Origin of the sequence: Pseudomonas sivasensis (assembly GCF_021391435.1) — a bacterium.
GTDB lineage: Bacteria > Pseudomonadota > Gammaproteobacteria > Pseudomonadales > Pseudomonadaceae > Aquipseudomonas > Aquipseudomonas sivasensis.
The window spans coordinates 713,633-736,396 of sequence record NZ_CP090029.1 but is presented as its reverse complement, the minus strand read 5'-3'; the positions used below and the strand labels follow the sequence as shown (position 1 = coordinate 736,396).

Below are 22,764 nucleotides of genomic sequence, written 5' to 3'. Positions count from 1 at the left end.
ACTTTCCCTTTCACAAATGCCTTCACAAACGCCAGAACAACTCATGCCGTCGTACGGCTTTGCGGAAAAACTCGTTCTCACCATAAGGCGACCGCGCCCGGCCCGCCAACACCCGCTGCAGCCAGCGGCGCATACGCCGCTTGAACGGCGGAGCGGGCTGCAGGTCATGCATCATGCCCAGCGCCATGGCCTTGTCACGCTGCTGCGCCAACGACAGTGGCAGGCTGCACGGGCGTAGCTCAAGCGTATCGTCGAACAGCGGCGGCAAGGCAATACCGGCGCCCGCGTCACCCATGGGCCAGCGGTCGTTGTCATGCAGATGGTTGGCGTAACCCAGTACGACGGTCGGCTGCCATTCCAACCCTTGCAACGCCTCGACCACCGCTTGCTGCGCGCAGATATGGTCTGGGTGAGGGTCGAGCACTGGATGCGGCAATACGATCACTTCGGGACGTGCCGTCAGCAGCAACTGGCGCAGATCGGCCAGCAGGTTGTTCCAGGTCGGCAGGCCGTCAACATCCGCCGGCAACGGGAACGGATTGAACTGGCGAAACAGGCGGATATCCGACAGCTCAGCTTCGCGCGAGGCCACTGGCTGATCAGGCGTTGCGCGCATCGCCGGCAATTGCAGGCAGAAGTAGCCCAACTGCACGCAATGCGCCTGCGGCACACCGGCCCAAAGCGGCACGGCAATGCTGTCCCAGGCGCGCAGGCGGCCCTTGATACGCGAGGCTTCGACCGGGTCCAGACCCATTTGCTGATAATGCTCGGCTTCGATTTCACCGGCGGTGAGGGTCACGATCCACGGTTTTTCAGCCTGGCTGTATAAGCCAAAAGCGGCCAGCTCGGCGTCGTCGGCATGGGGCGCGATGACCATCACCCGCTGTTTTGAATACTCCGGATTGCCCCAAGCCCACAACCGGGGCGCGCCGTGCAACGTGCAAAAGCGCCCGCGCAAACGCAACTCGCCCGCCGCCAGGGCGGGCGCCAGGCCACTGAGATTGAGATAACGAATGCCGTTCACACCGCGCTCGAAAGCCTGGCGATCAGTGCTGTCACCGCCTGTAATCTCAATGGCCGGATCCAGAAAGCGACCTAACCAACCGCTCTTGATCTTGATGGCCAATACCAAGGTCGCATCGGCTTGCAGGGGTGAATCAACCCGCAGCTGCCCGCCTTCGAAGCGAACCCCGGCCACTTCGGCTTCCGCCGAAAAACGGTATTGATAGTCTTCGCCGGGGGCATAAAACAGATGGTCGGCAAACCACGCCTCATGGGCGATCCAGGCCAGCACTCCGAGTACCAGCGGCAGCCACCAGGCAACCCAGACACCGATCACCACCAGCAGCAACAGGCCGATCAATACGGCGACACGTTTGTTGCGCCGATGGCGCTTGAGCAATTGTTGTTTACGGCTCATACGGTCAGCACCGGCACGGGGTTGCACCAACGGTCCTTGTACTCACGGTCGGCACGCCCGAAGGAAAAGCGCAGCGGCTTGCCGACTTCACGCGCCTGTTCCCAAGCGCTTTGGGTGTTGAGGAAACTCAGGACGCTGCCCGGGCTGAACGCGCGGGTTTCAGGGTCGACACCGCCGTTGACGTACTCCACGCTGATCCACTCGGGCGATTCGACCCGGTACACCAACTGGACAGCGATGGGCGCATCGTTGAGAAAAATAACCGAGCCGATCAGCCACTCGCGCAACAGCTCGATCACTTCAGCCATACGCTCGGCGCCCGTGGCGACAAATCCCCAGCGGCGTAGGAACAGATCGCAGTAGATAGCAGCCAATTCCTGACTGGAAAACTCACTGACCGGGCGCACGACACCGCCTGCCTCTTCGAGCAAACGCAGTTCGCGGCGCTGGTTATAGCGGAATTTCTTCGACAGTTCTTCCGGGGTGCGGGCCATGGCCAGTTGCTCGGCCTGGGGCTTGAGGCCGCTGAAACGGCCTTCGTTCAGGACCGACAGGTAGCGTGCGCGGTGGCGCAACGGCGCCTGGGTGTTCGCGGCGGCCGGCAGGATCAACTCGGCGTTACCCAAATCAAACAGGCCTTTCTTGCCCTTTTGTTTGAGTACGTCCTTGGACAACGCAAGGTCGCGGCCCCAGGTGGCGATGCACGCCTGCAGTTCACCGCCCTGCTCCCAGGCCAGGTAACGCACCGGGATATCGGCCAACCCGGCCAGACGTTCGATCACTTGAGGATGGGTCGCGACACTGCCGCCAAAACGTTGCCAGGCGTCGTTGTACGCACGCGCGTCGACGACGGACCAGCCGCGCTCGCGCCAGCCTTGAAATCGATTGAGCATCAAGCCCCCGCGGTCAGTTCAATAACGTGCGGCAGTTGCCAGAAGGTATCGCGTACCGCCTGATCCGAGAAACGCGTACGCAGGCGTTCCAGCATCATCTCGGCACACTGCCGTTGCTGGTGCTGATCCATCCCGGCCAGGTGCCGCAGCCCCTGCGCGAGATGTTCGGCGTCGCCGAAGGGAAACAGAATACCGACGCCTTCGACCACTTCCTTCGCTCCGCCACAGGCCGTGGCCAGCAACGGTACGCCGGCTGCCATGGCCTCCAGCAGCACCATGCCGAACGGTTCGTGATCGGAGCTCAGGGCAAACACATCGAATGCGCGGAAATACCGACGCGCATCCGGCACCTGGCCGAGGAACAGCACCTTGTCGGCAATCCCCAGCTCACGAGCCTGATCCTTGAGCGCTTGTTCAAGGCGCCCGGTGCCAAGGATCGCCAAGCGACTCTCGGCCGGTAAGTGCGGCAATGCCAGAGCAAAGCCCTTGAGCAGCGTGGCCTGGTCTTTATCCGGGTGCAGGCGGCCGACATTGCCGACCACCCACTCATCCGGCGACAGGCCCAAGGCATCGCGTGCCTCATCCACAGGCACCTGGATGGCCTGCAAAGCGTCGACATCAATGCGGTTATACAACGTCTGGATGCGCGCAGCGGGCCAGGCCGGCAGGCAGCGGCGCATGTCGTCACGCACCGCGTCGGAAACCCCCAGCAAGCTCAGGCGCTTGCGAAAGATCCCGGCAAACAGCTTACGGCTGCCGCGCAGGTAATCACCGAACGCGTGATGCACGCCGATGACCGGCAACCGCGTGCCAAGCAAGGCGATATAGATCGGCTTGAACCGGTGGGCGATACAAAAGCTGAAATTGCGCGACGCGGCGATCTTGCGCAGTTCACGGATGGCACCCAGCTTCAAGCCACGAATGGCTTTGGAGCTGAATTCCATGAACAACACTTCATCGGACGCACACCCGGCCGCTACAGCAGGGTCAGCGACCCCGGTGAGAAACACCGTGGTCACTTTGTAGCCAGAGCCTGCGAACAGACTCGCGTACTGCCGTGCGCAGTCCAGGAACGGCCCGTCATAGCCATGGCAGAACTGCAGGACGTGGCGGTCAGCCGAGCGCGTCATAAGGGTCCACGCCGTCTTTGACGACCAGGATGTCTTCCATGATCAGGTACTGCAGGTCGGAGCCGAAGAACATGTCCAGCGCGTCTTTCGGCGAGCAGATCATTGCTTCGCCACGACGGTTGAGCGAGGTGTTCAGGGACACGCCGTTGCCGGTCAGCACTTCGAGCTCTTTCATCATGTCGTAGTAGCGCGGGTTGTATTCGCGCTTGAGGACCTGGGCGCGGGAGGTTCCATCTTCATGGACCACTTCCGGTACGCGGGTCTTCCATTCTTCCGACACTTCAAAGGTGAAGGTCATGAACGGCGCCGGGTGATCGACCTTGATCATCTGTGGGGCCACGGTGTCGAGCATCGACGGGCAGAAAGGCCTCCAGCGCTCGCGGAACTTGATCTGGTGGTTGATGCGGTCAGCCACGCCGGTCGCGCTTGGGCAACCGATGATCGAACGACCACCCAACGCACGCGGGCCAAACTCCATGCGGCCCTGGAACCAGGCCACGGGGTTGCCATCGACCATGATCTTGGCAATGCGCTTGGGCATGTTTTCGATTTTGCGCCACACCGGTTTGCTCTCGTGCTTGGCGCACGCAGCAATCACCTCTTCGTTGCTGTAAGACGGGCCGAGGTAGACGTGCTCCATCTTCTCCACCGGCACACCACGGGCGTGAGACACATAGGCCGCCGCGCCAACCGCAGTGCCGGCATCGCCGGACGCAGGCTGCACGAACAGCTCTTTCACGTCGTCGCGGGCAATGATCTTCTGGTTCAGCTTGACGTTCAGTGCACAGCCGCCGGCGAAGGCCAGCTTGCCGGTGTCCTTGAGGATGTCGCCCAGATAGTGGTCGATCATCTGCAAGGCCAGTTTCTCGAACAGCGCTTGCATGCTCGCGGCGTAGTGGATGTAAGGCTCGTCGGCGATGTCGCCTTCGCGCTTCGGACCCAGCCACTCGATCAGTTTTGGCGAGAAGTAGAAGCCCTTGCCCTTCTCTTTATACCGGCGCAGGCCGATGACGTTGGCGTAGTCGGTGTTGATCACCAGCTCGCCGTTCTCAAAGGAGGCCAGGCGCGAGAAGTCGTACTTGCTGGCGTCGCCGTACGGCGCCATGCCCATGACCTTGAACTCGCCGTCGAGCATCTCGAAACCGAGAAACTCGGTGATCGCGCCGTACAGGCCGCCGAGGGAGTCCGGATCGTAGAACTCCTTGATCTTGTGGATCTTGCCGTTTTCGCCGTAGCCGAAGAACGTGGTGGCGTACTCACCCTTGCCGTCGATCCCGAGGATCGCGGTCTTCTCCTGGAAGCCGGAGCAGTGGTAGGCGCTGGAAGCGTGGGCCAGGTGGTGTTCAACCGGTTCGATCTTGATTTTCTTCGGATCGAAGCCCAGTTGCTCCAGGCACCAGACGATCTTGTTGCGATAGCGTTTGTAGCGACGGTTGCCCATCAGGATCGCGTCGAGGGCGCGGTCCGGGGCGTACCAGTAACGCTTGGCGTAGTGCCAACGTGCCTCGCCGAACAGGCTGATCGGGGCGAACGGGATCGCTACCACGTCAACGTCGGAAGGCTTGATACCGGCCTGTTCCAGGCAGAACTTCGCCGATTCGTAGGGCATGCGGTTCTTTGCATGTTTGTCGCGTACGAAGCGCTCTTCTTCGGCGGCCGCGATCAGCTTGCCGTCGATATACAAGGCTGCGGAAGGATCATGGCTAAGGGCGCCGGACAGGCCAAGAATCGTCAATGCCACTGGGGTCTAGCCTCTTTTAGTCTGCATGCAGGCGGGTTGCGCCTGAAAAAAGTGTGCTTCCCACCTGGGCAGGAAACAGCTAAAGGGCGGGATTATAGCTTAAAAATGATGGGAAACTGCTAGCCGCAAGGGGTTAGCGAAGCTCAACACTCCCGTCAGCACGTTGCCGGTAGATCGTGTAGGGCAGGATGAGCGTATCGAGAACACCGGATACCGGCACATCGAGAACAGCCCAGGGAATTCCGTTCAGCGAAAGCCCATCGGCAGAATTCGCCGGCCCATGCAGCACGCACAAGTCATACGCCACGCCGCTGTAGACACGCGGAACAGACTGACAATAGGTTTTTTTCCCCTTGAGTTCCCGCACGGTGACGTCATCACCACGAAACACCGTGGTGACCGTTCCGCAGCCGCCCATGATTAACGTCATGCCCACCAACACCAACAACCGCACGATAGGGGTCCGCATATCTAATTCTTCTTTTAAATTCAGGGAGCGAAAAGCTAGCACTGCGAAACCCGCGGCTCAGGCATCCGGAACCGACGCCTAGCGTAGGACGCTTCCGGTTCTGACCAGTTGCAACGAATTCGGCAAAACAAGGGTTGAATCGTTAAACTCGCACTTTTTACGCCTACGCCAATCACTCGCGTTGCGCCATAGACCCGGCCTCATCATGACCCCAATTATCCCCACTCGCCTTGCCGTTCTGCTGCTAGGCCTGTGCACCACCGCCCTGGCCGACGATGCGCCCCTGGTCCTCGATCCCAGCGTGGTCACCGGCTCGCGCAGCGTCAGCCCGACGTTCGACCTGCCGTATTCGGTGGACAGTGTCAGCCGCGAACAAATCAGCGACGGCCAATTGGGTATCAACGCTTCCGAAGCCCTGTCCCGCGTGCCCGGCCTGGTGGTGCAGAACCGCCAAAACTACGCCCAGGACCTGCAGATTTCCTCACGCGGCTTTGGCGCCCGGTCGGCCTTTGGCGTACGCGGCATCAAGTTGATCGCCGACGGCATCCCCGCCAGCACCCCGGATGGCCAGGGCCAGGCGGCCACATTCAACCTCGACACCGCCGAACGCATCGAAGTGCTGCGTGGGCCGGCCGCCACCTTGTACGGCAGCAACGCCGGCGGCGTGATCCAGATGTTCTCCCGCGACGGCGAAGGCCCGCCACGTATCGGCGCCGAAACCCTGATCGGCAGCGACGGCCTGAACAAAAACCACCTGAGCGCCGAAGGCGCGACCAACGGCGCAGGTTTTGTGCTCGACGCGTCGCGCATGGACACCAACGGCTACCGCGACCACAGCAGCGCACGCCGGGACCAGACCTTTGCCAAGCTCAATGTCCAGCCCGATGACGACAGCAAACTGGCGCTGATCTACAGCAGCCTGGAACAGAACGGCACTCAGGACCCGCTGGGGCAAACGTGGGAAGCGTACAAAGCGGACCCGCGCTCTGTGAGCAGTAATGCGCTGACGTACAACACGCGCAAAAGCATCGATCACCAGCAATTGGGGATGAATTACGAGCGCTACATCGGCGATGCGACGTTGCAGGTAAATGCCTACACGGGCCGTAGGAGTGTGATTCAGTACTTGTCGATTCCGGACAGGTTCACCAGCGGCATTGCCAATCCCGCCAACGCTCGCGGCGGCGTGGTCGCCTTCGACCGAAAATTCTACGGTGGCTCCGTCCATTGGCTGCAACCCATTGCCAGCGCCCCTGGCGACCTGACCCTGATCACAGGTTTGGACTACGACCGCAGTGAGGATGATCGCCAGGGCTACTCCAACACCGTCAACGGCGTGCACGGCGTCAAAGGCGCCTTGGGCCGCGATGAAATCGACACCGCCACCAGCCTCGACCCGTTCGTGCAAGCCAACTGGTTGCTGGGCGACTGGACTCTGCAAGCCGGTTTGCGTCACAGCACCATGAAAATGGAGGTGGATGACCGCTTCCTCAGCGACGGAAACGACAGCGGCAGCAAGACTTACCAGAAGAACACGCCGTCAGTCAGTGTCATGTACGCCTTCACCCCCGACTTGCACGGCTATGTCAGCGCGGGCAAAGGCTTCGAAACCCCGACCCAGGCCGAATCGGCGTATTCCAGCACATCCAGAGGCTTCAACTTCGCGCTCAAGCCTTCAGTCAGCAAGCAATATGAAGTAGGCCTGAAGGCACGCATCGGCCAGGACACACGCCTCAACGCCGCCGTCTTCCAGATCACCACCGAAGACGAATTGGTGGTGCAGCAATCCAGCGGCGGTCGCACCACCTATCAAAACGCCGGCCGCACCCTGCGCCGCGGCTTCGAACTGGGCCTCGAAAGCCAACTCGCCGAACACTGGACCACCAGCCTCGCCTATACCCGCCTGCAAGCCACCTACGACAGCGACTTCGTCAGCGGCACCAGTACCGCCGTCGATAAGGGCAACTACCTCCCTGGCGTACCGCAAACCACGCTGTTCGCCGAACTCAACTGGAAACCCCGCGACTGGGTGAGCACCGCCATCGAGGGCATGTACCGCAGCAAGGTCTACGTCGAAGACACCAACAGCCAGCACGCCGCGCCGGGCTACAGCGTGTTCAACTGGCGCGCGCGCTTCGAACAGAAAGTCGAGCACTGGACCTTCCACCAGACCCTGCGCCTGGACAACCTGCTGGACCGCCAGTACGTCGGCTCAGTCATCGTCGGCGACAGCAACGGTCGCTACTACGAAGCGGCACCGGGCCGCTCGTGGTACGCCGGCGCAGGTGCCGAGTACCAGTTCTGATCAGCGGGATTCCAGCAACCGGCGACTGGCAAAGCTGAACGCCAGCACCATAAAAATCAGCACGCCGGTCGCCACTTGCTGCCAGTAGAAATTCCAGCCGATCAGCAGCAAGCCGTTGGCGATCACATTGATAAACAACACCCCCAGCAGGGTTCCGGGAACATTCGCCCGCCCCTGCCGGCTTAAGGTGGTGCCGATAAAGACCGCGCCGATGGCATTGAGCAAAAACGCATTGCCCGACAGCGGCACATAGGCGCTGACCGTCGAACTGAGCAACACCCCCGCCACGCCACAGGCCAAGGCAGTCGCCAAGGCCACGACGGTGACGATTCGCTGCACCGATAAGCCTGAGTAATACGCCAGCAGCGGCTGGGTGCCCTGGGCCAGGAGTTCGCGGCCCAGGCGTCCGCGCGCCAATACCAGGCCATAGAACAACGCCAGTCCCAGCACGATCAGCAAAGGCGTAAGGCCGATCAGTTCAGGCTTCACACCCTGGCTGATGTAGATAGGCTGGCCGCCGTCCGAGAGCAATTGCTGGGCACTGGTGCCGATAAACAGCGTGCCCAGGGTGGCAAGGAATGGACTGATCCGCAGGCCGGCGATCAACCCAGCATTCACCACACCGACCAACAGGGCCGCGACCAACGCCCCGGTCGCGGCAACTGCCCAGCCATGCCCACCATTGAGCAACACCACAAAACTGAAACTGGCGAAATCCAGTGCCGTGCCCACTGACAGGTCGATGCCACCGGCCGCCACGGCGTATGTCATGCCTATGGCGACAATCGCCAGCAGCACGAAGTTATTCAGCACCAGGCTTTTGAGGTTGCCGCCGCTCAGGAAGCCCGGCGCCTGCAAGGCAAACACCAACACGATCACCGCGAATACCAGCGGCAACGTCAACGGCAGTAAAACGCGTGGGTTCATGAGCCGGCTCCCCGGTTCAATGCGCTGGACGCGGCCACCACCAGCAGGATCAGCACGCCCTGCACACCGTTGACCCAGAAATTCGACAGGTTGAGCAGCTGAAATCCATTGATCAGAAAACCGATCAGCAACGCCGCCAACAACGTCCCAGGAATACTTGCCACCAGCCGCCGCGAAAACACCACGCCCAGAAAGGCAATCGCTACCACCGACAGCAACATGTCACCGGAGCCCGTAGTGCTGCCGCTGAAAAACGCTGCCGAACATAACGCCGCCACACCAGCGCACAGCCCCGACAGCGCGTAACTCGACACCCCATAAGCCCGTACGCGAATGCCCGCTGCTTGCGCCGCCTGGGGATATTCACCCACTGCATGCAGGCGCAGGCCGTAGGCCGAATGCTGGACCAACAGGGTCAGCAACCCGGCCGTCAGCAGCAACACCCAGGCCAGTGCCGGCACCGCCAGCCAACTGCCGCCGCTGAGCACGTCCAGCAACGGCGAGTCGGTGGAAACCACGGTATTTTCCGTCAGCACCAATTCCAGTCCCGCCAGCACATTCATGCTCGCCAGTGTGGCCAACAGCGGCGGCAAGCGCAGCAACACCACGGCCAAGCCGTTGACCAGACCGACTGCCAGGCCGCAGCCCAAGGTCAGCAGCAGGGTGAGCCAAAGCTCCAGCCCGGCATTGTTAAGGCGGCTGAACACGGCCGCGCACAACCCCAGATTGGCCGCCAGCGACAGGTCGAGCCCACCGGCCAGCACATTCGAGCCGCCGCCGATAATCACGCAGGTCAACCCGAAGGCCAGCACGCCGAGAATCGCTGATTGGCTGAACACATTGGCCACGTTGCCCAGCGACAGAAACCCCGGCGCCGCCAGGGCAAACCCCAGCAAAATCGCCAGGAATACACCCACCGAACCCCGTCTCAGTAGTACCTCAAGCATGCTCGACCTCCCGCACCGGCACAGCAGCAGCGGGCACGGCGCCTGTAGCACAGGCGAGCAACTGATCGCTGTCAGCCTCCCCCGCACGAAATTCACCCGCAATCTCGCCGCGATGCAGCACCAGGATTCGATCACTGATCCCCAGCAATTCCTGCAAATCCGATGACAGCACCAACACCGCTGCGCCCTCCTCTACCAGGCGCCCAATCAGGCGATAGATTTCCACCTTAGCGCCCACGTCCACGCCCACACAGGGCTCATCCAGCAGGTACACCGCCGAGCGGCGGCTGAGCCATTTACCCAGGGCGACTTTCTGCTGATTACCCCCACTCAGTTGGCTAACGGCCGCGTGAGGCCCAGGCGTCTTGATCGCTAGCTCTTCAATCAACCGCGCGGTTTCCATCTGCTCGCTGCGCCGGCTCAGCAAGCCCCAGCGGCTGAACCGCGAGAGCCCCGCCAGTGTCAGGTTTTCCAGCACCGACAACACCGGCGAGATGCCCTGACTGCGCCGTTCCTCGGGCACCAGCGCGATGCCGTCGGCAATCGCCTGGCCCGGTGAACGCAGGCGCAGCAAGCGCCCGTCCAGATGCACACTGCCGCTGTCGGCCCGCTCGACACCAAACAGCGTCTTGAACAATTCCTTCGCGCCGGAACCGACCAATCCGGTGAGGCCGACGATTTCTCCGCGCCGCACCTCCAGGTCAATTTGCCGATAACGCCGTGCCAGACTCAGCCCGCGCACCTGCAACAGCGGCGCCCCCAACTCGACCTTGGCCTTGGGGTACATCTCCTGCACGTCGCGGTTGACCATCAGCCGTGCAATCTCTGCGCTCGACGTGTGCCGTGGCTGCACCACCGCCACATCCCGACCGTTGCGCAGCACCGTGACGTCATCGCACAGGCTGTCGATTTCCTGCAGGTAGTGGGAGATGTAGAGGATCGACAGCCCCTGGTCGCGCAGGCGCTTGACGATGCGCAGCAACTGGTCGACCTCGCGCTTGACCAGCGCCACGCTGGGCTCGTCGAACACCAGGATCTTCGGCTGGCGAATCAGCGCCCGGGTGATTTGCAGTACCTGGCGTTCGGCGCTGTTCAACTCGCCGACCAAGGCACCGGGCGGCAGTTGCAGGTCAAAGTATTCCGTCAGCAGGCGCTGCGCTTCACGCTGTTGCCGCCGCCGGTCCACAAACGGCCCCCGGCGCAACTCATGCCCAAAAAACAGCGCTTCGCCCACGGTAAAACTGGCGGGCAGCAGGCGTTCCTGATGGATGAACTGCACGCCCAATGCGTCCACTTGACGCGGCGACAGCGCTGCATAGGCCTGGCCGTCGATACTCACCTGCCCGGCGTCGGCCGTGTGGATACCAGCGAGTATCTTGATCAACGTCGACTTGCCCGCGCCGTTCTCGCCCACCAGCCCATGGATGCTGCCGCGCTCGACCTTAAGGCTCGCATCATCCAGCGCCTGGGTGGCGCCAAAGCGCTTGCGCAGGTGTTGCAGGTGCAATGCCGCCATCAGTCACCCCGCAACTGTTGAACCTGTGCCAGGTTGCCGGCGGTGGTCAGCAAGGTGGCGACATGGGTTTCCTTAGGCAGGTCACGTTGCCCGGCCAGGTAGCGCGCCACGTTCTGCACGGCCGTCTTGCCGATCAGCGCCGGTTGCTGCGCGACCACTGCGCCCACCGGCGAGTTCGCCTGACCGAGCAGCGCCAGCACTTCGGGGGTGCCATCGACGCCGTAGGTCTTGATCTCGGTGCGCTTGGCATCGATCAACGCTTTGCTCGCGCCCAACTGCGGAATATCCCAGGCCGACCAGATCGCCGACACGCTGCCCGCCGGGTACTTGTTGAGCAACGCCGACACTTGGGAGTAGGCGTCCTGCACGGTATTGGGGATCACATCGCGCAGCTCGGGCTGGATGATTTCCAGCTGCGGATAATCCTTGAGCGCCAGCTTCAACTGGTCATAACGAATCGCACACACCGGCACACCGTAGAAGCCGTTGAACACCAGAATCTTGCCCTTGCCGCCAGCGTCCTTGATCAGTTGATCGGCCAGGGCTTTGCCGGTGGCGACGTTGTCCGAAGTGGTGTTATTGAGGCTGTACTGCGACGGCGCATCGATGGTGAACAGCGGAATCCCGGCCTTGCTGATGCGCTTGAGCCACGGGTCGATCACGCTGAGGGTGCCGAGGGTCTGGATCACCGCGTCGGGCTTCTGGGTGACCACGGTTTGCAGTTGGGTCACCAGGTTCTTGTCATTGCGCCCGGCGTCGAGGGTGATCGGCGTCCCCCCCAGGCGCTTGATCTCATCCACCTGGGCCTGGAACGCCTTGATATCGAAATAATGACTGGTGCCGGTCATGCTCACCGCAATGCGCTTGCCGGCCAGGGACGGCACGGCATCATCGCCTTCGGCAGCGTGGACGACGGCAGCGTGGCCCAGCAGCACAGCAACGCCGAGGCAAATCAAACGGGTAAGCGAGGAAAGGCTGGAAGGCATACAAGGCTCCGCGGGCGGCTGGTGAAAGGGTTCACCAGGAGACTTTGCAGAGGCCATGCCATGTTTTTTATCTATAAAAATCAGTCGGATAGAAAATACTGAGTGCGTAAGCGCTGTCGTTCTTCACTCACAAATGCCCAAGCACTGTTGCTGACACAACACTTAAGGAGAGCACCATAACTGTGGTGAGCGGGCTTGCCCCGCGCTGGGCTGCGCAGCGGCCCCAAAACCAGCCGCTGCGATTTACCTGAAGCACTGCGGTGCTTCTAGTGGGGCTGCTGCGCAGACCAGCGCGGGGCAAGCCCACTCACCACAGGAAGACAGCTCACCACAGGGAGACAGCTCACCACAGGAAGCCCATTCACCGCAGGAAGACCGCTCACCACGGGAAGCACGTGTTCAGTCGATGGTTTTGGGCAGTCGCTGATCAATCAGTTTGTACAACGCACTGTCCTGCGGCCAATTACGCATAAACCGCGCACGATCCTTCGCGTATGCCGTGGCGAAGCTGGCGGCGGAGGTGTGTTGGCACATTGCATCGAGGTCGATCAGCGACCAGCGGTCCTTGTCCCAGAACAGGTTATGGCCCTTGAAATCGCCATGGCTGATGCGTTCGCGGATCAGTTCGGCAAACAGCTTGTCGAGTGCCAGCAGCTCACCTTCCGGTGCATCACCGTGTTCAATATAGGGCGCGAAACGCTCGATGATGTCCGGGCCCGGCAGGTATTCGGTGATCAGATAAGCCCGACTGCGCAGCCACAAAAAGCGCTTTTCCAACACAGCCAAAGGCTTCGGCGTGGCGATACCAAGGAACGCCAGGCGATTGCCTTCGCGCCAGGAATGCCAGGCCCGACTTGGGCGCCAGAAGCGCTTGAGCCAGTGGGCAAAGCCCTTGATGTTGTAGCGCTTGATAACCAGTGGGCGACTGGCTACCTCGACCTTGGCCACGCTCGCGGCGCCACCGGTCTTGTACAAGTGGCCCTGGTCGAGCAGTGCATCGGCCTGTTCCAGCACCGGCAGCATTGAGGCCTCTTCTTCGCGACGAATCGCGCGCAAGCCAAAGGCGCCGCGTACCACGCTGAACAACGTGCATTCGCGGCCGACCTTGTTCAAAAAGTCCTTCAAGCGCCAAGCGCTGACCTTGCGCACCTGCTTCTCCAGGGCTTCCAGCGGCAAGGCGTGTTCGCCGTTGCTCAGCAGGTAATACACCAGCAACTCTTCGGTAAACGGCTCAAGGTTTTTCGGCAACTGGGCGAAAAACACGCCGAGGTTTTCCAGCACGCGGTTACGCGACAGCGGCTTGCCGGCCTCTTCGACGCGGATACCGGCACCGTCGATCAGGTACAGCTTGCCGTCCTGGCGCAGCAGGTTGTCCAGATGCAGGTCTTCCTGCCACAAGCCTTTGGTGTGCATCTGGGCAATCGCGCCCAGTGCTTCGGCGAGCACGGCGGTTTGCTCGTCAGCCAACGGTGGCAGGCCTTCGACGGCATGCCAGGCATCGGCCAGGCTTTCGGCGCCTTCGATAAATTCAAACAGCAGCCAGCCGCCTTCGCCTTCCTGCAGGCCATCGGCGAGCAACAGCGGCGTGGTCAGGCCTTGTTCGGCCAGTAGTCGTACGCCATTCAGTTCACGCTGAAAGTGCCGCGCGGCCTTGCTGCCCACCAACAACTTGGCCAGCACCGGACGCCCGCGCCAGACTGCCGCGCCCACGTAACGCTCGCCCGGTAACACGCGCAAAAGGCTCAGCAGTTGCAGTTGGCCGGGACCAGCGGCATCCTCCAGGTCAAGGGTCAGGGGCAGGCTCGGTGTGCGGCCGGCGCTTTTCAGCTCGGACAGGCGCATCAGCGGTTCTCCTTGTGGCTACGCCGAACCGTCAGGCGTTGCAGCCAGGTCGCGACCAGCGCGCTGTCTTCGGGCTGATCGAGGTAGGCCGCAAGCAGTTGACGCACCTGCACGTCCGACCACTGCCGTGCACGACGCAACAACGGTTCCAGGTCTTTGACCCGATCACGCCAGCCGAACAGCAGCGGGCGGGTTTTTTCCAGGTCGATCAACTGCGCGGCATAACCGTCGCCGGTCGCCTGCAGGAAAATATGCTTGGGGTAAAAGCAGCCATGGACCTGGCCGAGGCTGTGCAACCGGCGCGCCAATTGGCCGCACGCCAGCAGGATCGCGCGGTGCTGGGCGTCGCTCAGTTGCGGCCACTGCTCCAGCAATGAATCCAAGTCATTCCAGCCGTCGAGGGCGCGGGTTAGCAGCATTGCGCGGTGTTCACCGGCGACCTTGCGCTCCCCGTAAAACGCCGCCTGCAAAGCCGGGATACCCAGCGAGCGGTAACGACTGATATTGCGAAACTCACGGGAGAAACTCGGCTCGCCCAGCGGTCGGTGCAAGCTGCGCGTGAGGTAGTTGCTCTGGCGCTTTAGGTAATACCCGTGGCCATCGAGCTCCAGACGAAACACGCTACTCCAGCCGCCACGGCTGGTGTTGGGCTCGTCCACCGCGTCCAGTTGCTTGGCCCACAGCGCGTCGAATGTCGCGAGGCCGTGGCGCTCCAGCAAGGCACGGTCTTCAGCCGCCAGAAAATCACTCATTCGCGTCCCTCGAAAAACTTCACTACGTGGCGGATCCGCCGCTTGTCCGAATCGCTCAGGTGCCGACAACCACGGTACTGCATGTAGAAACGCAGACGCTGGGTAGCCGACAGGTGATACTTGGCCACCTTGTCGAGGCAGGCCAAGTCCTTGGTGATGCGGTACTTGAGCCAGAAACCGCGCCAGAAATCGCCGTTGGGGCAATCGATCAGGTACAGGGTCTGCTGGTCGTCGATCAGCAGGTTGCGCCACTTCAAATCGTTATGGGTAAAGCGCTGGTCGTGCATCGTGCGCGTGTACTCGGCGAGTTGGCGGCTGACGACATCGACCCACTTGGGGTCGCGCAGGCGCGCATCTTTACGCTCGGCCACCACCGAAAGATCTTCGGTATTAGGCAACTCACGAGTGATCATCGCACCACGGTCGTAGGCCAGGCCACTGCGCTCCAGGCCCCAAGCCACCACATCGGCGGTGGGAATGCCCCACTTGGCGAAGCGCTTGAGGTTCTGCCATTCGGACTTTACCCGCGGCTTGCCCAGATAACGCCGCAGGCCCTTGCCGGCGCCGGTGTAGCGCTTGACGTAGTAATTGACCCCGCCGCGCTGAACCCGGATCACTTCCGATAGCGGATCGCGGGTCAGCCGCTCGCCTTGCAGGGCGAACACCGCGTCGAGGCTTCCAAAATCATCCGCCAGGGCGGCATAAGCAGGTTCCAGGTTCCAACCCGCCATCAGATCGCATCCCCGTAGCGTTGCTTGCGTGCGTACAGCTTGTCGGCCTTGCGCTGCATCAGGCTCAGGGACGCCGATTGCTCGGTCAGGATCTGGCGCAGCGGCTGGCGGAAATAGCCCTTGAGGAAGCGCAGTTTGTCGCGACGGGTCAGGCCGATGTCCAGCGCTGAGTAATACAGTGCCGACAGGTCCTTGTCGCGCCAGCGCAGCGGCAAATGGGCCCGCATTTGGGCGCGGTGCAGGTCGATCACCGAGAGTTTGATGTCACGCGCGTCGATCGGCTTGGACGTGTCCAGCAGGAAGTGGCACAGGTAGCAGTCGCGATGGTTCACGCCGCCCCGATGCATGTCGCCGACCATGCGCGCCAGCTCTGCGGTGAGGGCATGACGCAAGGCAGGTGCGGGCGGCTCGGCGGCCCAGTTGAGGGTCACGTCTTCAAGGCTGAGGGTCGGCGCCAGTTCTTCGGTGATGATGAACGAGTGTTGGTCCGCCGGGTTGCTGCCTTTTTCGCCGAAGGCCACGCCGGTCATGGTCGGTACGCCGATCTCCTGCAAGCGGTGAATGGCATCCCATTCCAGGCCGGCGCCCAGTACCGGCAACTTGGCGGTGATCAGGTTCTTGAAGATTTCTGCCCAGCCAATACCGCGATGAATCTTCACGAAATACGGGCGGCCATCCACCTCGGTGCGCAGCGTGCGACGCGCTGCCAGTTCACGGAATACCTGGCCTTGCAGTTTCTCGACTTCGGCGAAAGCATCACGCCCGGCCCATAACGTCTTGAACGGTTCGGCAAGAATCAACTTCATCGTTTTGGCTCCGCCAGAATCACATCCGCAGCGTGCTGCGGCATGCTGTAGAGGTCGGCCGTCTCGGCGAAGGCCAACCCATTGCGGCCCCAGGCCGCGCGCTGTGCAGAATCGGTCAACATTTGCGCCAGGTACTGGTTCAACTGAGCCTGTTCAAACGGCTCGTCCAGCACCAGCCCACTGTCAGCTTCGGCGATGTAGTGCGCATAGCCACACACGGCAGAAACCAACACCGGCAACCCAGCCACCAGGGCTTCGAGCAACACGGTGCCGGTGTTTTCGTTGTACGCCGGGTGGATCAGCAGGTCGGCGCCCAGCAGGAAACGCGGGATATCGCTGCGCCCCTTGAGGAACTGCACGTTGTCGCCCAGCCCAAGAGTGGCGCTTTGCAGTTGGAATACTTTGGGGTCGTCCTGGCCGATTACAAACAGGCGCGTACGTTTCTTCAGTTCAGAGGGCAACGCGGCCAAGGCTTTCAGGCTGCGGTCGACGCCCTTGGTCTTGAATCCAGAGCCGATCTGCACCAGCAGCAGGTCGTCATCGCCGAGGTTGAATTCCTTGCGGAAACCTTCGCGGATTTCAGCCGCGTTCGGCGGCGCGCGACGGTCCTGGGCAATGCCCGGTGGCAGCAGATGGAAGCGTTCCAGCGGGGTGTCGTAATGCTTGATGAACAGCGGCTGCTGCACCTCGGAGATCATCAGGACTTCAGTCTTGGCGTCCTTGGCGAACACCGCACGCTCGTATTCGGCAAAGTGCTTATAGCGGCCAAAGCTGCGGTACAGCGAATGGCGCAGGTTTTGCGCCTTGTCTTCAAAGCAGCCATCGGCGGCGTAGTACACGTCCAGGCCTGGCATCTTGTTGAAGCCGATCAGGCGGTCCACCGGGCGCTTGGCGAGGTCGGCCTCCATCCACGCACTGAGCTTCTCGTTGCGCTTATGGTTGAAGAACGCCTTGACCGGCGCCACCAGCACTTCGAAGCCGGGCGGGATGTCGCCTTCCCAGATCAGCGTGTAGACACGAATCTGATGGCCGCGCTGCTGGCACTCCAGGGCGATGCGCATGAAGTCGCGCTGCAGGCCACCGAAGGGGAAGTATTTGTACAGAACAAAAGCCAGTTGCATCAGTGCAGCTCCTCAGCCAATAACAACGTGCTCAGCCGGCTTGCCACACGCTCAGGGTTCAGGCGCGTAAAGCACAGGGGCGACTCGCGCTTGATGTCGAACCGACGCAGGTCGTCGGCCGTGGGTTGATAGGTACATTGCTTTTGCAGACACGGTGCGCACGACCAGTCGCTGCCCAAGTGAATCTGGCCCTTGCCGTAAGCGCCGGTCAGGCCGGGGTTGGTGGGGCCGAACAGGGAAATGGTCGGCACGTCCAACGCGGCAGCCAAGTGGCCGAGACCGGTGTCCACCGCGACGCAGGCACGGGCGCCAGCCAATACCCGAGCGACGCCGGCCAGGTTGAGTTTGGGCAGCACTTCGGCGTTGCCCAGGCCTTGGGCCAGGCGTTCGGCGCGGGCTTTTTCGGCGGCATTGCCCCAAGGTAATTTCACGTCCACACCCAAGCGCCCCATGCGCTCAGCTAGCTCGCGCCAATAGGCTTCGGGCCAGTGTTTGGTGTCCCAGGTGGTGCCGTGCAACAGCAGCACAAACGGTTTTTTCGGCGGCAGGCCGAGCAGTTTTTCGGTGCTCAGGCCGTAGTCGCCCAAGCCTTTGGGCAAGTCATAACCCAGCGCCACGGCGAACAGCTGGCGCAGACGCTCCACCGCGTGTTGCCCACGGGCCACGGCCAGGCGTCGCGAGTAGAAGCGCGCCGCAATGGGTTCACGGGCGGAGTTCTTATCGAAGCCCGCTACCGGAGCGCGCACATAGCGGGTCAGCCAGGCACTTTTGAGCAGGCCTTGGGCGTCGATCACCAGGTCGTATTTGGTCGACTGGATCTGCTGCTTGAAACGCCGCCACTCACCGCTTTTTATGGTCTGCCAGAGGTTCTTGCGCCAGCGGCGGATCGCCACCGGGATCACTTTGTCTACGGCCGGGTGCCAGGTCGGGATCTCGGCGAAGCCTTCTTCCACCACCCAGTCGAATTGAATGCCGGGGATCGCCCGCGCCGCGTCGGTGAGTGCCGGCAACGCATGAATCACGTCGCCCAGGGATGAGGTCTTGATTACCAGTACCCGCAACTCAGTGAACCTCGACCGCAGTGCCCTGCAACCGCTGCAAAGCCTCGTTCACCGGCTGTGGCAGCAACTGGCGCATGCAGTTGTAGTGGCCGAAACGGCAAGTACGGTCAAAGCACGGGCTGCATTCCAGGCCCAGGCGCACCACTTCAACCTTGTCGGCCAGGGGCGGGGTAAACCCTGGAGACGTCGAACCGTACACCGCCACCAATGGGCGGTTCAGCGCTGCGGCCACGTGCATCAGGCCGGAGTCGTTGGACACCACCGAATCCGCGCAAGACAGCAGGTCAATCGCCTCGGCCAGCGATGTGTCGCCACTCAGGTTCACCGACTCTTCGCGCAGGCCAGGAATCAGGCGCTGGCGAATCTCTTCACCCACCGGATGATCTTTTTTCGAGCCGAACAACCACACCTGCCAGCCTTCGCGAATCTTCATCTCGGCGACTTTGGCGTAGTGCTCCGCTGGCCAGCGCTTGGACTCGCCAAACTCGGCGCCAGGGCACAGGGCAAGCACCGGGCGATCCAGCGTCAGGCCGAACTTGGCCAGGGCCGCGTCGCGGGTTACTGGGTCGATCTGCAGGCTCGGGCGCGGGTACGGCTTGGGTAGCTCCGTGCCTGGCTCATATGCCAACGCCATGAAGCGTTCGATCATCAGCGGGTAGCGCGCCTTATCCAACGTGCGCACATCGTTAAGCAGTACGTAGCGAAACTCGCCGCGCCAGCCGGTGCGCTTGGGGATGCCAGCAAAAAACGGCACCAGCGCCGACTTCAGCGAGTTGGGCAACAGGATCGCCTGGTCATACTGGCCGGCCAGGGATTTGCCGATGCGACGGCGGGTTGCCAGCTCCAGGGCGCCGTGGCCGAGCGGGAAGCTCAAGGCGTTGCGCACTTCGGGCATGCGCTCAAGGATCGGCCGGCTCCACTCAGGAGCGAGCACGTCGATCTGGCAGTCTGGGTGGCGCTGGCGCAAGCACTGGAACAGTGTCTGTGCCATCACCATGTCACCGACCCAACTGGGCCCAACGATCAGAATATTCATGTAGTTTCCACAAACGATGCGGGGAGGCTTATGCCTCCCCGCCCTAATAGTGTTTCAGCTCAACCCCAGCTCCTGCCAGATGCGCATCACCTGTCGCCGTTCGTCGGCGAACTGATCCCCCGCCACCGTACCGGCCTCGTTTTGCAAGGCCTGGCGATGCGCAGCGGAACGGTAGGCCTTATACACCTCGCGCAGCAGGTGGGCATCGGCGGCGGGCATCAACCCCACCTGCTCCAGGCCTTCCAGAATGCGGATATTGTCGGTGTAGCGCAGCAACGATGGGTGCTGGGCAGACCACGCCAAAGCCGCGTATTGCACCATAAATTCAATATCGACGATACCTCCGGCGTCCTGCTTGAGGTCGAACACGGCCGCGGCGTCGAAGGCATTGGCGCCGGTACCGGCTGTGGTGGCCTTGGTGCCCAGGTTGTCACGCATCTTGGTGCGCATCTCGCTGACCTCCTGGCGCAGTTTCGCCAGATCCCGCTCACGCCCCAACACTTTAGCCCGTACCTGCTCGAACGCACGGCCCACATCCTGACTGCCAACCAGCACCCGCGCGCGGATCAGGGCCTGATGCTCCCAGGTCCACGCTTCATTTTGTTGATAGCGATCAAATGCACCCAGCGAACTGACCAGCAAACCGGACGCACCGGAAGGTCGCAGGCGCATATCCACTTCGTACAACTGACCGGAGTTGGTCTGGGTGGTCAGCAGGTGAATGATGCGCTGGCCCAGGCGCGTGAAGAACTGCGCGCCGTCAATCGGCTTGGCGCCATCGGTTTCGGCCTGCGGATCGCCATCATGGATAAACACCAGATCCAGGTCCGAACCATGCCCCAGTTCGATCCCGCCGACTTTCCCATAACCGACAATAATGAACCCAGGATCGCACAGGGTGCCGTCCAGACGCTGCGGCGAGCCGTGGCGCGCCACGGTCTGGCGCCAGGCCAGGGCCAGCACTTGTTCGAGGATGGCTTCGGCGAGCCAGGTCAGGTAGTCGCTGACTTTCATCAACGGCAGGCTGCCGGCGATTTCCGAAGCGGCCACGCGTAGGCGGTGGGCGAGCTTGAAGTGACGCAGCGCTTCCATCTGCTGCTCAAGGTCGTCCTCGGGGATACGCGTGAGGCGCTCGCGCAATTCGGCGGCCAACTCCGGCGCCAGCGGCGGCTTGAACAGGCGGCCTTCGTTGAGCAACTCGTCCAGCAACAGCGGGAAACGGGTGATCTGCTCAGCAATCCACGGGCTGGCGGCGCACAGGGTCAACAGGCGGCGCAGGGCGTCGGGGTTTTCCGTGAGCAGCACCAGGTAAGCGGAGCGACGGGCGACGGCCTCCACCAGCGGCAGCACGCGCTCCAACACCAGGTCCGGGTTGGCGTGTTCGACCGCCTGGGCCAACAGGCGCGGGATAAACGCATCCAGCCGTTCGCGACCGAGGCGCTGCATCGCACGTAACTGCGGGCTGCCGCGCAAACCAGCCAGAGCCTTGAGCGCCCTGGGCGCGTCAGTGAAGCCGCCTTCGGTCAATTGGCGGCAGGCGGCGTCTTCATCCTGGGACTCTTCCCAGAGCGGCAACCACTCACCGCCCACTACCAACTCGCTTTCTTCGCCCTCTTCTTCATCGGGGTCGGCAATCACTTGGCGGAAGTGCCAGTCCACCCGGCCACGCCAGTGCATCAGGCGCTCATGGAATGCGGCCCAGTCGGCAAAGCCCAGCATAAAGGCAATGCGCGCCTGATCTTCCGGAGTGCTCGGAAGCATTTGGGTCTGGCGGTCAGCTATTGCCTGGATGGCATGCTCGGTGTAGCGCAGGAATTCGTAGCCATTGCGCAACTCGGCGATCACCGCCGGCGGCAGGTAACCCTGGCCCTCCAGGGTACCGAGCACTTTGAGCAGCGGGCGTTGTTGCAGGCTGAGGTCGCGACCGCCGTGAATCAGCTGGAAGGCCTGAGCGATGAATTCCACCTCGCGGATACCGCCCGAGCCGAGCTTAATATTGTCGGCCATGCCTTTGCGCCGCACTTCCTGCTGGATCAACTGCTTCATGGTGCGCAGCGCTTCGATGGCGGAGAAGTCCAGGTAGCGGCGGTACACAAACGGTCGCAGCATATCGAGCAATTGCGCACCGGCCACCTGGTCGCCTGCCACTACGCGCGCCTTGATCATGGCGTAGCGTTCCCAGTCGCGGCCCTGATCCTGGTAGTACTGCTCCAGCGCATTGAAGCTGAGCACCAGCGCTCCGGCCGAACCGTAGGGACGCAGGCGCATATCAACGCGGAACACAAAACCGTCGACGGTCATGGGGTCGAGGGCCTTGATCAGTTTTTGACCAAGGCGAATGAAGAACTCCTGGTTATCCAGTGAACGCTTCACTCCCACTGTTTCGCCGCCTTCGGGGTAGGCGAAGATCAGGTCGATATCCGACGAGAGGTTCAGTTCCACCGCGCCGAGCTTGCCCATGCCAAGGATGACCATGTGCTGCGGCTCGCCGCTGCGCCGGCCGGTGGGCGTGCCGAACTGTACGCAGTGGCGTTGGTACAGCCATTGGTAGGCTTGGTCGATGCAGGCGTCAGCCATGTCGGACAGATCTCGACAGGTCTGCACCAGATCAGCCTGACGGGTCAGGTCGCGCCAAATAATCCGTACTTGCTGGCGCGTGCGCTGGCGACGCAATACGCGGCCCAGTTCGTCTTCGGTTTCGGCCTGTTGCACAGCGCCTGCAATTTGCCCGCACAGCTCGCCCGGCGCAAAGCCGCGGTCCAGCTCACCCCAGGCCACCAGCTCCAGCAACATCAAAGGGTCACGAACACTCTGTTCAATGACGAAATCACTGGCGGCGCACACCCGGGCGAAGTCGGCCCAGCGTTGCGGCGTCCACGTACAAAGTCCATGATCGTCGTCCAGCGCGGCCACTGCGTCACGAAATGACTGCTCGGCCCGCTGGGCAATTGGGAGGAGAATGGCCGGCAATTCGGCCAGCATTGGAAGGCTCATGGTCTATCCTTGATCGGCGCGTAATGGGCTTGTTGCTGCGAACGCAAGAAGCACGCTCGATGAAGGACTGTCGAACAAAGGTTATAA

At 62.0% G+C, this 22,764-nt stretch carries 18 protein-coding genes; 1 reads left to right on the top strand and 17 read right to left on the bottom strand.

Annotated features, from left to right (window positions below):
* Positions 1-22 precede the first annotated feature (22 nt).
* The 5 genes from LRO94_RS03195 to LRO94_RS03175 form a co-directional block, all read right to left on the bottom strand.
* Positions 23-1,420, bottom strand: a complete 1,398-nt coding sequence (locus tag LRO94_RS03195; protein ID WP_179179605.1) for a PIG-L deacetylase family protein — start codon at positions 1,418-1,420, stop codon at positions 23-25.
* Positions 1,417-2,313, bottom strand: coding sequence for an antimicrobial resistance protein Mig-14 (locus tag LRO94_RS03190; RefSeq protein WP_032890397.1), 897 nt, complete (start codon positions 2,311-2,313; stop codon positions 1,417-1,419). Before LRO94_RS03190 ends, LRO94_RS03195 begins: the two co-directional genes overlap by 4 nt.
* On the bottom strand, positions 2,313-3,443 hold the full coding sequence (locus LRO94_RS03185; protein WP_122682096.1) for a glycosyltransferase: 1,131 nt from the start codon (positions 3,441-3,443) through the stop codon (positions 2,313-2,315). Before LRO94_RS03185 ends, LRO94_RS03190 begins: the two co-directional genes overlap by 1 nt.
* Entirely contained in the window at positions 3,427-5,184 is a 1,758-nt protein-coding gene (locus LRO94_RS03180) for a carbamoyltransferase family protein (RefSeq protein ID WP_095186089.1), read from the bottom strand. Before LRO94_RS03180 ends, LRO94_RS03185 begins: the two co-directional genes overlap by 17 nt.
* Before the next feature lie 133 nt (positions 5,185-5,317).
* The gene (locus LRO94_RS03175) at positions 5,318-5,653 is read right to left on the bottom strand and encodes a YceK/YidQ family lipoprotein (protein ID WP_099602043.1); all 336 of its coding nucleotides are present in this window, start codon (positions 5,651-5,653) and stop codon (positions 5,318-5,320) included.
* A 205-nt stretch (positions 5,654-5,858) separates the two neighbouring features.
* On the opposite strand from LRO94_RS03175, the gene LRO94_RS03170 reads away from it, so the two are divergent.
* Positions 5,859-7,958 (top strand): TonB-dependent receptor family protein, encoded by a 2,100-nt coding sequence (locus tag LRO94_RS03170; RefSeq protein WP_179179606.1) that lies wholly within the window; start codon positions 5,859-5,861, stop codon positions 7,956-7,958.
* Here LRO94_RS03170 and LRO94_RS03165 read toward each other — a convergent pair whose 3' ends face one another.
* The 12 genes from LRO94_RS03165 to glnE all read right to left on the bottom strand — a co-directional run bounded on the left by LRO94_RS03165 (position 7,959) and on the right by glnE (position 22,677).
* The gene (locus tag LRO94_RS03165) at positions 7,959-8,885 is read right to left on the bottom strand and encodes an ABC transporter permease (protein WP_032890387.1); all 927 of its coding nucleotides are present in this window, start codon (positions 8,883-8,885) and stop codon (positions 7,959-7,961) included.
* The gene (locus LRO94_RS03160; RefSeq protein WP_081797839.1) at positions 8,882-9,832 is read right to left on the bottom strand and encodes an ABC transporter permease; all 951 of its coding nucleotides are present in this window, start codon (positions 9,830-9,832) and stop codon (positions 8,882-8,884) included. Before LRO94_RS03160 ends, LRO94_RS03165 begins: the two co-directional genes overlap by 4 nt.
* Positions 9,825-11,348 (bottom strand): sugar ABC transporter ATP-binding protein, encoded by a 1,524-nt coding sequence (locus LRO94_RS03155; RefSeq protein ID WP_179179607.1) that lies wholly within the window; start codon positions 11,346-11,348, stop codon positions 9,825-9,827. The genes LRO94_RS03160 and LRO94_RS03155 overlap by 8 nt, the downstream gene beginning before the upstream one ends.
* Complete coding sequence (locus LRO94_RS03150; protein WP_032890384.1) at positions 11,348-12,334, bottom strand: sugar ABC transporter substrate-binding protein; 987 nt, start codon at positions 12,332-12,334, stop codon at positions 11,348-11,350. Before LRO94_RS03150 ends, LRO94_RS03155 begins: the two co-directional genes overlap by 1 nt.
* Positions 12,335-12,733: 399 nt before the next feature.
* Positions 12,734-14,176 (bottom strand): lipopolysaccharide kinase InaA family protein, encoded by a 1,443-nt coding sequence (locus tag LRO94_RS03145; protein ID WP_179179608.1) that lies wholly within the window; start codon positions 14,174-14,176, stop codon positions 12,734-12,736.
* Positions 14,176-14,928 carry a lipopolysaccharide kinase InaA family protein gene (locus LRO94_RS03140; RefSeq protein ID WP_032890379.1) on the bottom strand — a complete coding sequence of 251 codons (753 nt, stop codon included), beginning with the start codon at positions 14,926-14,928 and terminating at the stop codon, positions 14,176-14,178. The genes LRO94_RS03145 and LRO94_RS03140 overlap by 1 nt, the downstream gene beginning before the upstream one ends.
* A complete protein-coding gene (locus tag LRO94_RS03135; protein ID WP_032890377.1) occupies positions 14,925-15,659 on the bottom strand; it encodes a lipopolysaccharide kinase InaA family protein in 735 nt (244 codons plus the stop codon). Before LRO94_RS03135 ends, LRO94_RS03140 begins: the two co-directional genes overlap by 4 nt.
* Positions 15,659-16,465, bottom strand: a complete 807-nt coding sequence (gene rfaP / locus LRO94_RS03130; protein ID WP_032890375.1) for a lipopolysaccharide core heptose(I) kinase RfaP — start codon at positions 16,463-16,465, stop codon at positions 15,659-15,661. The genes LRO94_RS03135 and rfaP overlap by 1 nt, the downstream gene beginning before the upstream one ends.
* Positions 16,462-17,586, bottom strand: coding sequence for a glycosyltransferase family 4 protein (locus LRO94_RS03125; protein WP_032890373.1), 1,125 nt, complete (start codon positions 17,584-17,586; stop codon positions 16,462-16,464). The genes rfaP and LRO94_RS03125 overlap by 4 nt, the downstream gene beginning before the upstream one ends.
* Positions 17,586-18,647 (bottom strand): lipopolysaccharide heptosyltransferase I, encoded by a 1,062-nt coding sequence (waaC, locus tag LRO94_RS03120; protein WP_032890371.1) that lies wholly within the window; start codon positions 18,645-18,647, stop codon positions 17,586-17,588. Before waaC ends, LRO94_RS03125 begins: the two co-directional genes overlap by 1 nt.
* Position 18,648: 1 nt before the next feature.
* Positions 18,649-19,683 carry a lipopolysaccharide heptosyltransferase II gene (gene waaF / locus LRO94_RS03115; RefSeq protein WP_179179609.1) on the bottom strand — a complete coding sequence of 345 codons (1,035 nt, stop codon included), beginning with the start codon at positions 19,681-19,683 and terminating at the stop codon, positions 18,649-18,651.
* 54 nt (positions 19,684-19,737) lie between these two features.
* Complete coding sequence (glnE, locus tag LRO94_RS03110) at positions 19,738-22,677, bottom strand: bifunctional [glutamate--ammonia ligase]-adenylyl-L-tyrosine phosphorylase/[glutamate--ammonia-ligase] adenylyltransferase (protein ID WP_032890368.1); 2,940 nt, start codon at positions 22,675-22,677, stop codon at positions 19,738-19,740.
* Positions 22,678-22,764 lie beyond the last annotated feature (87 nt).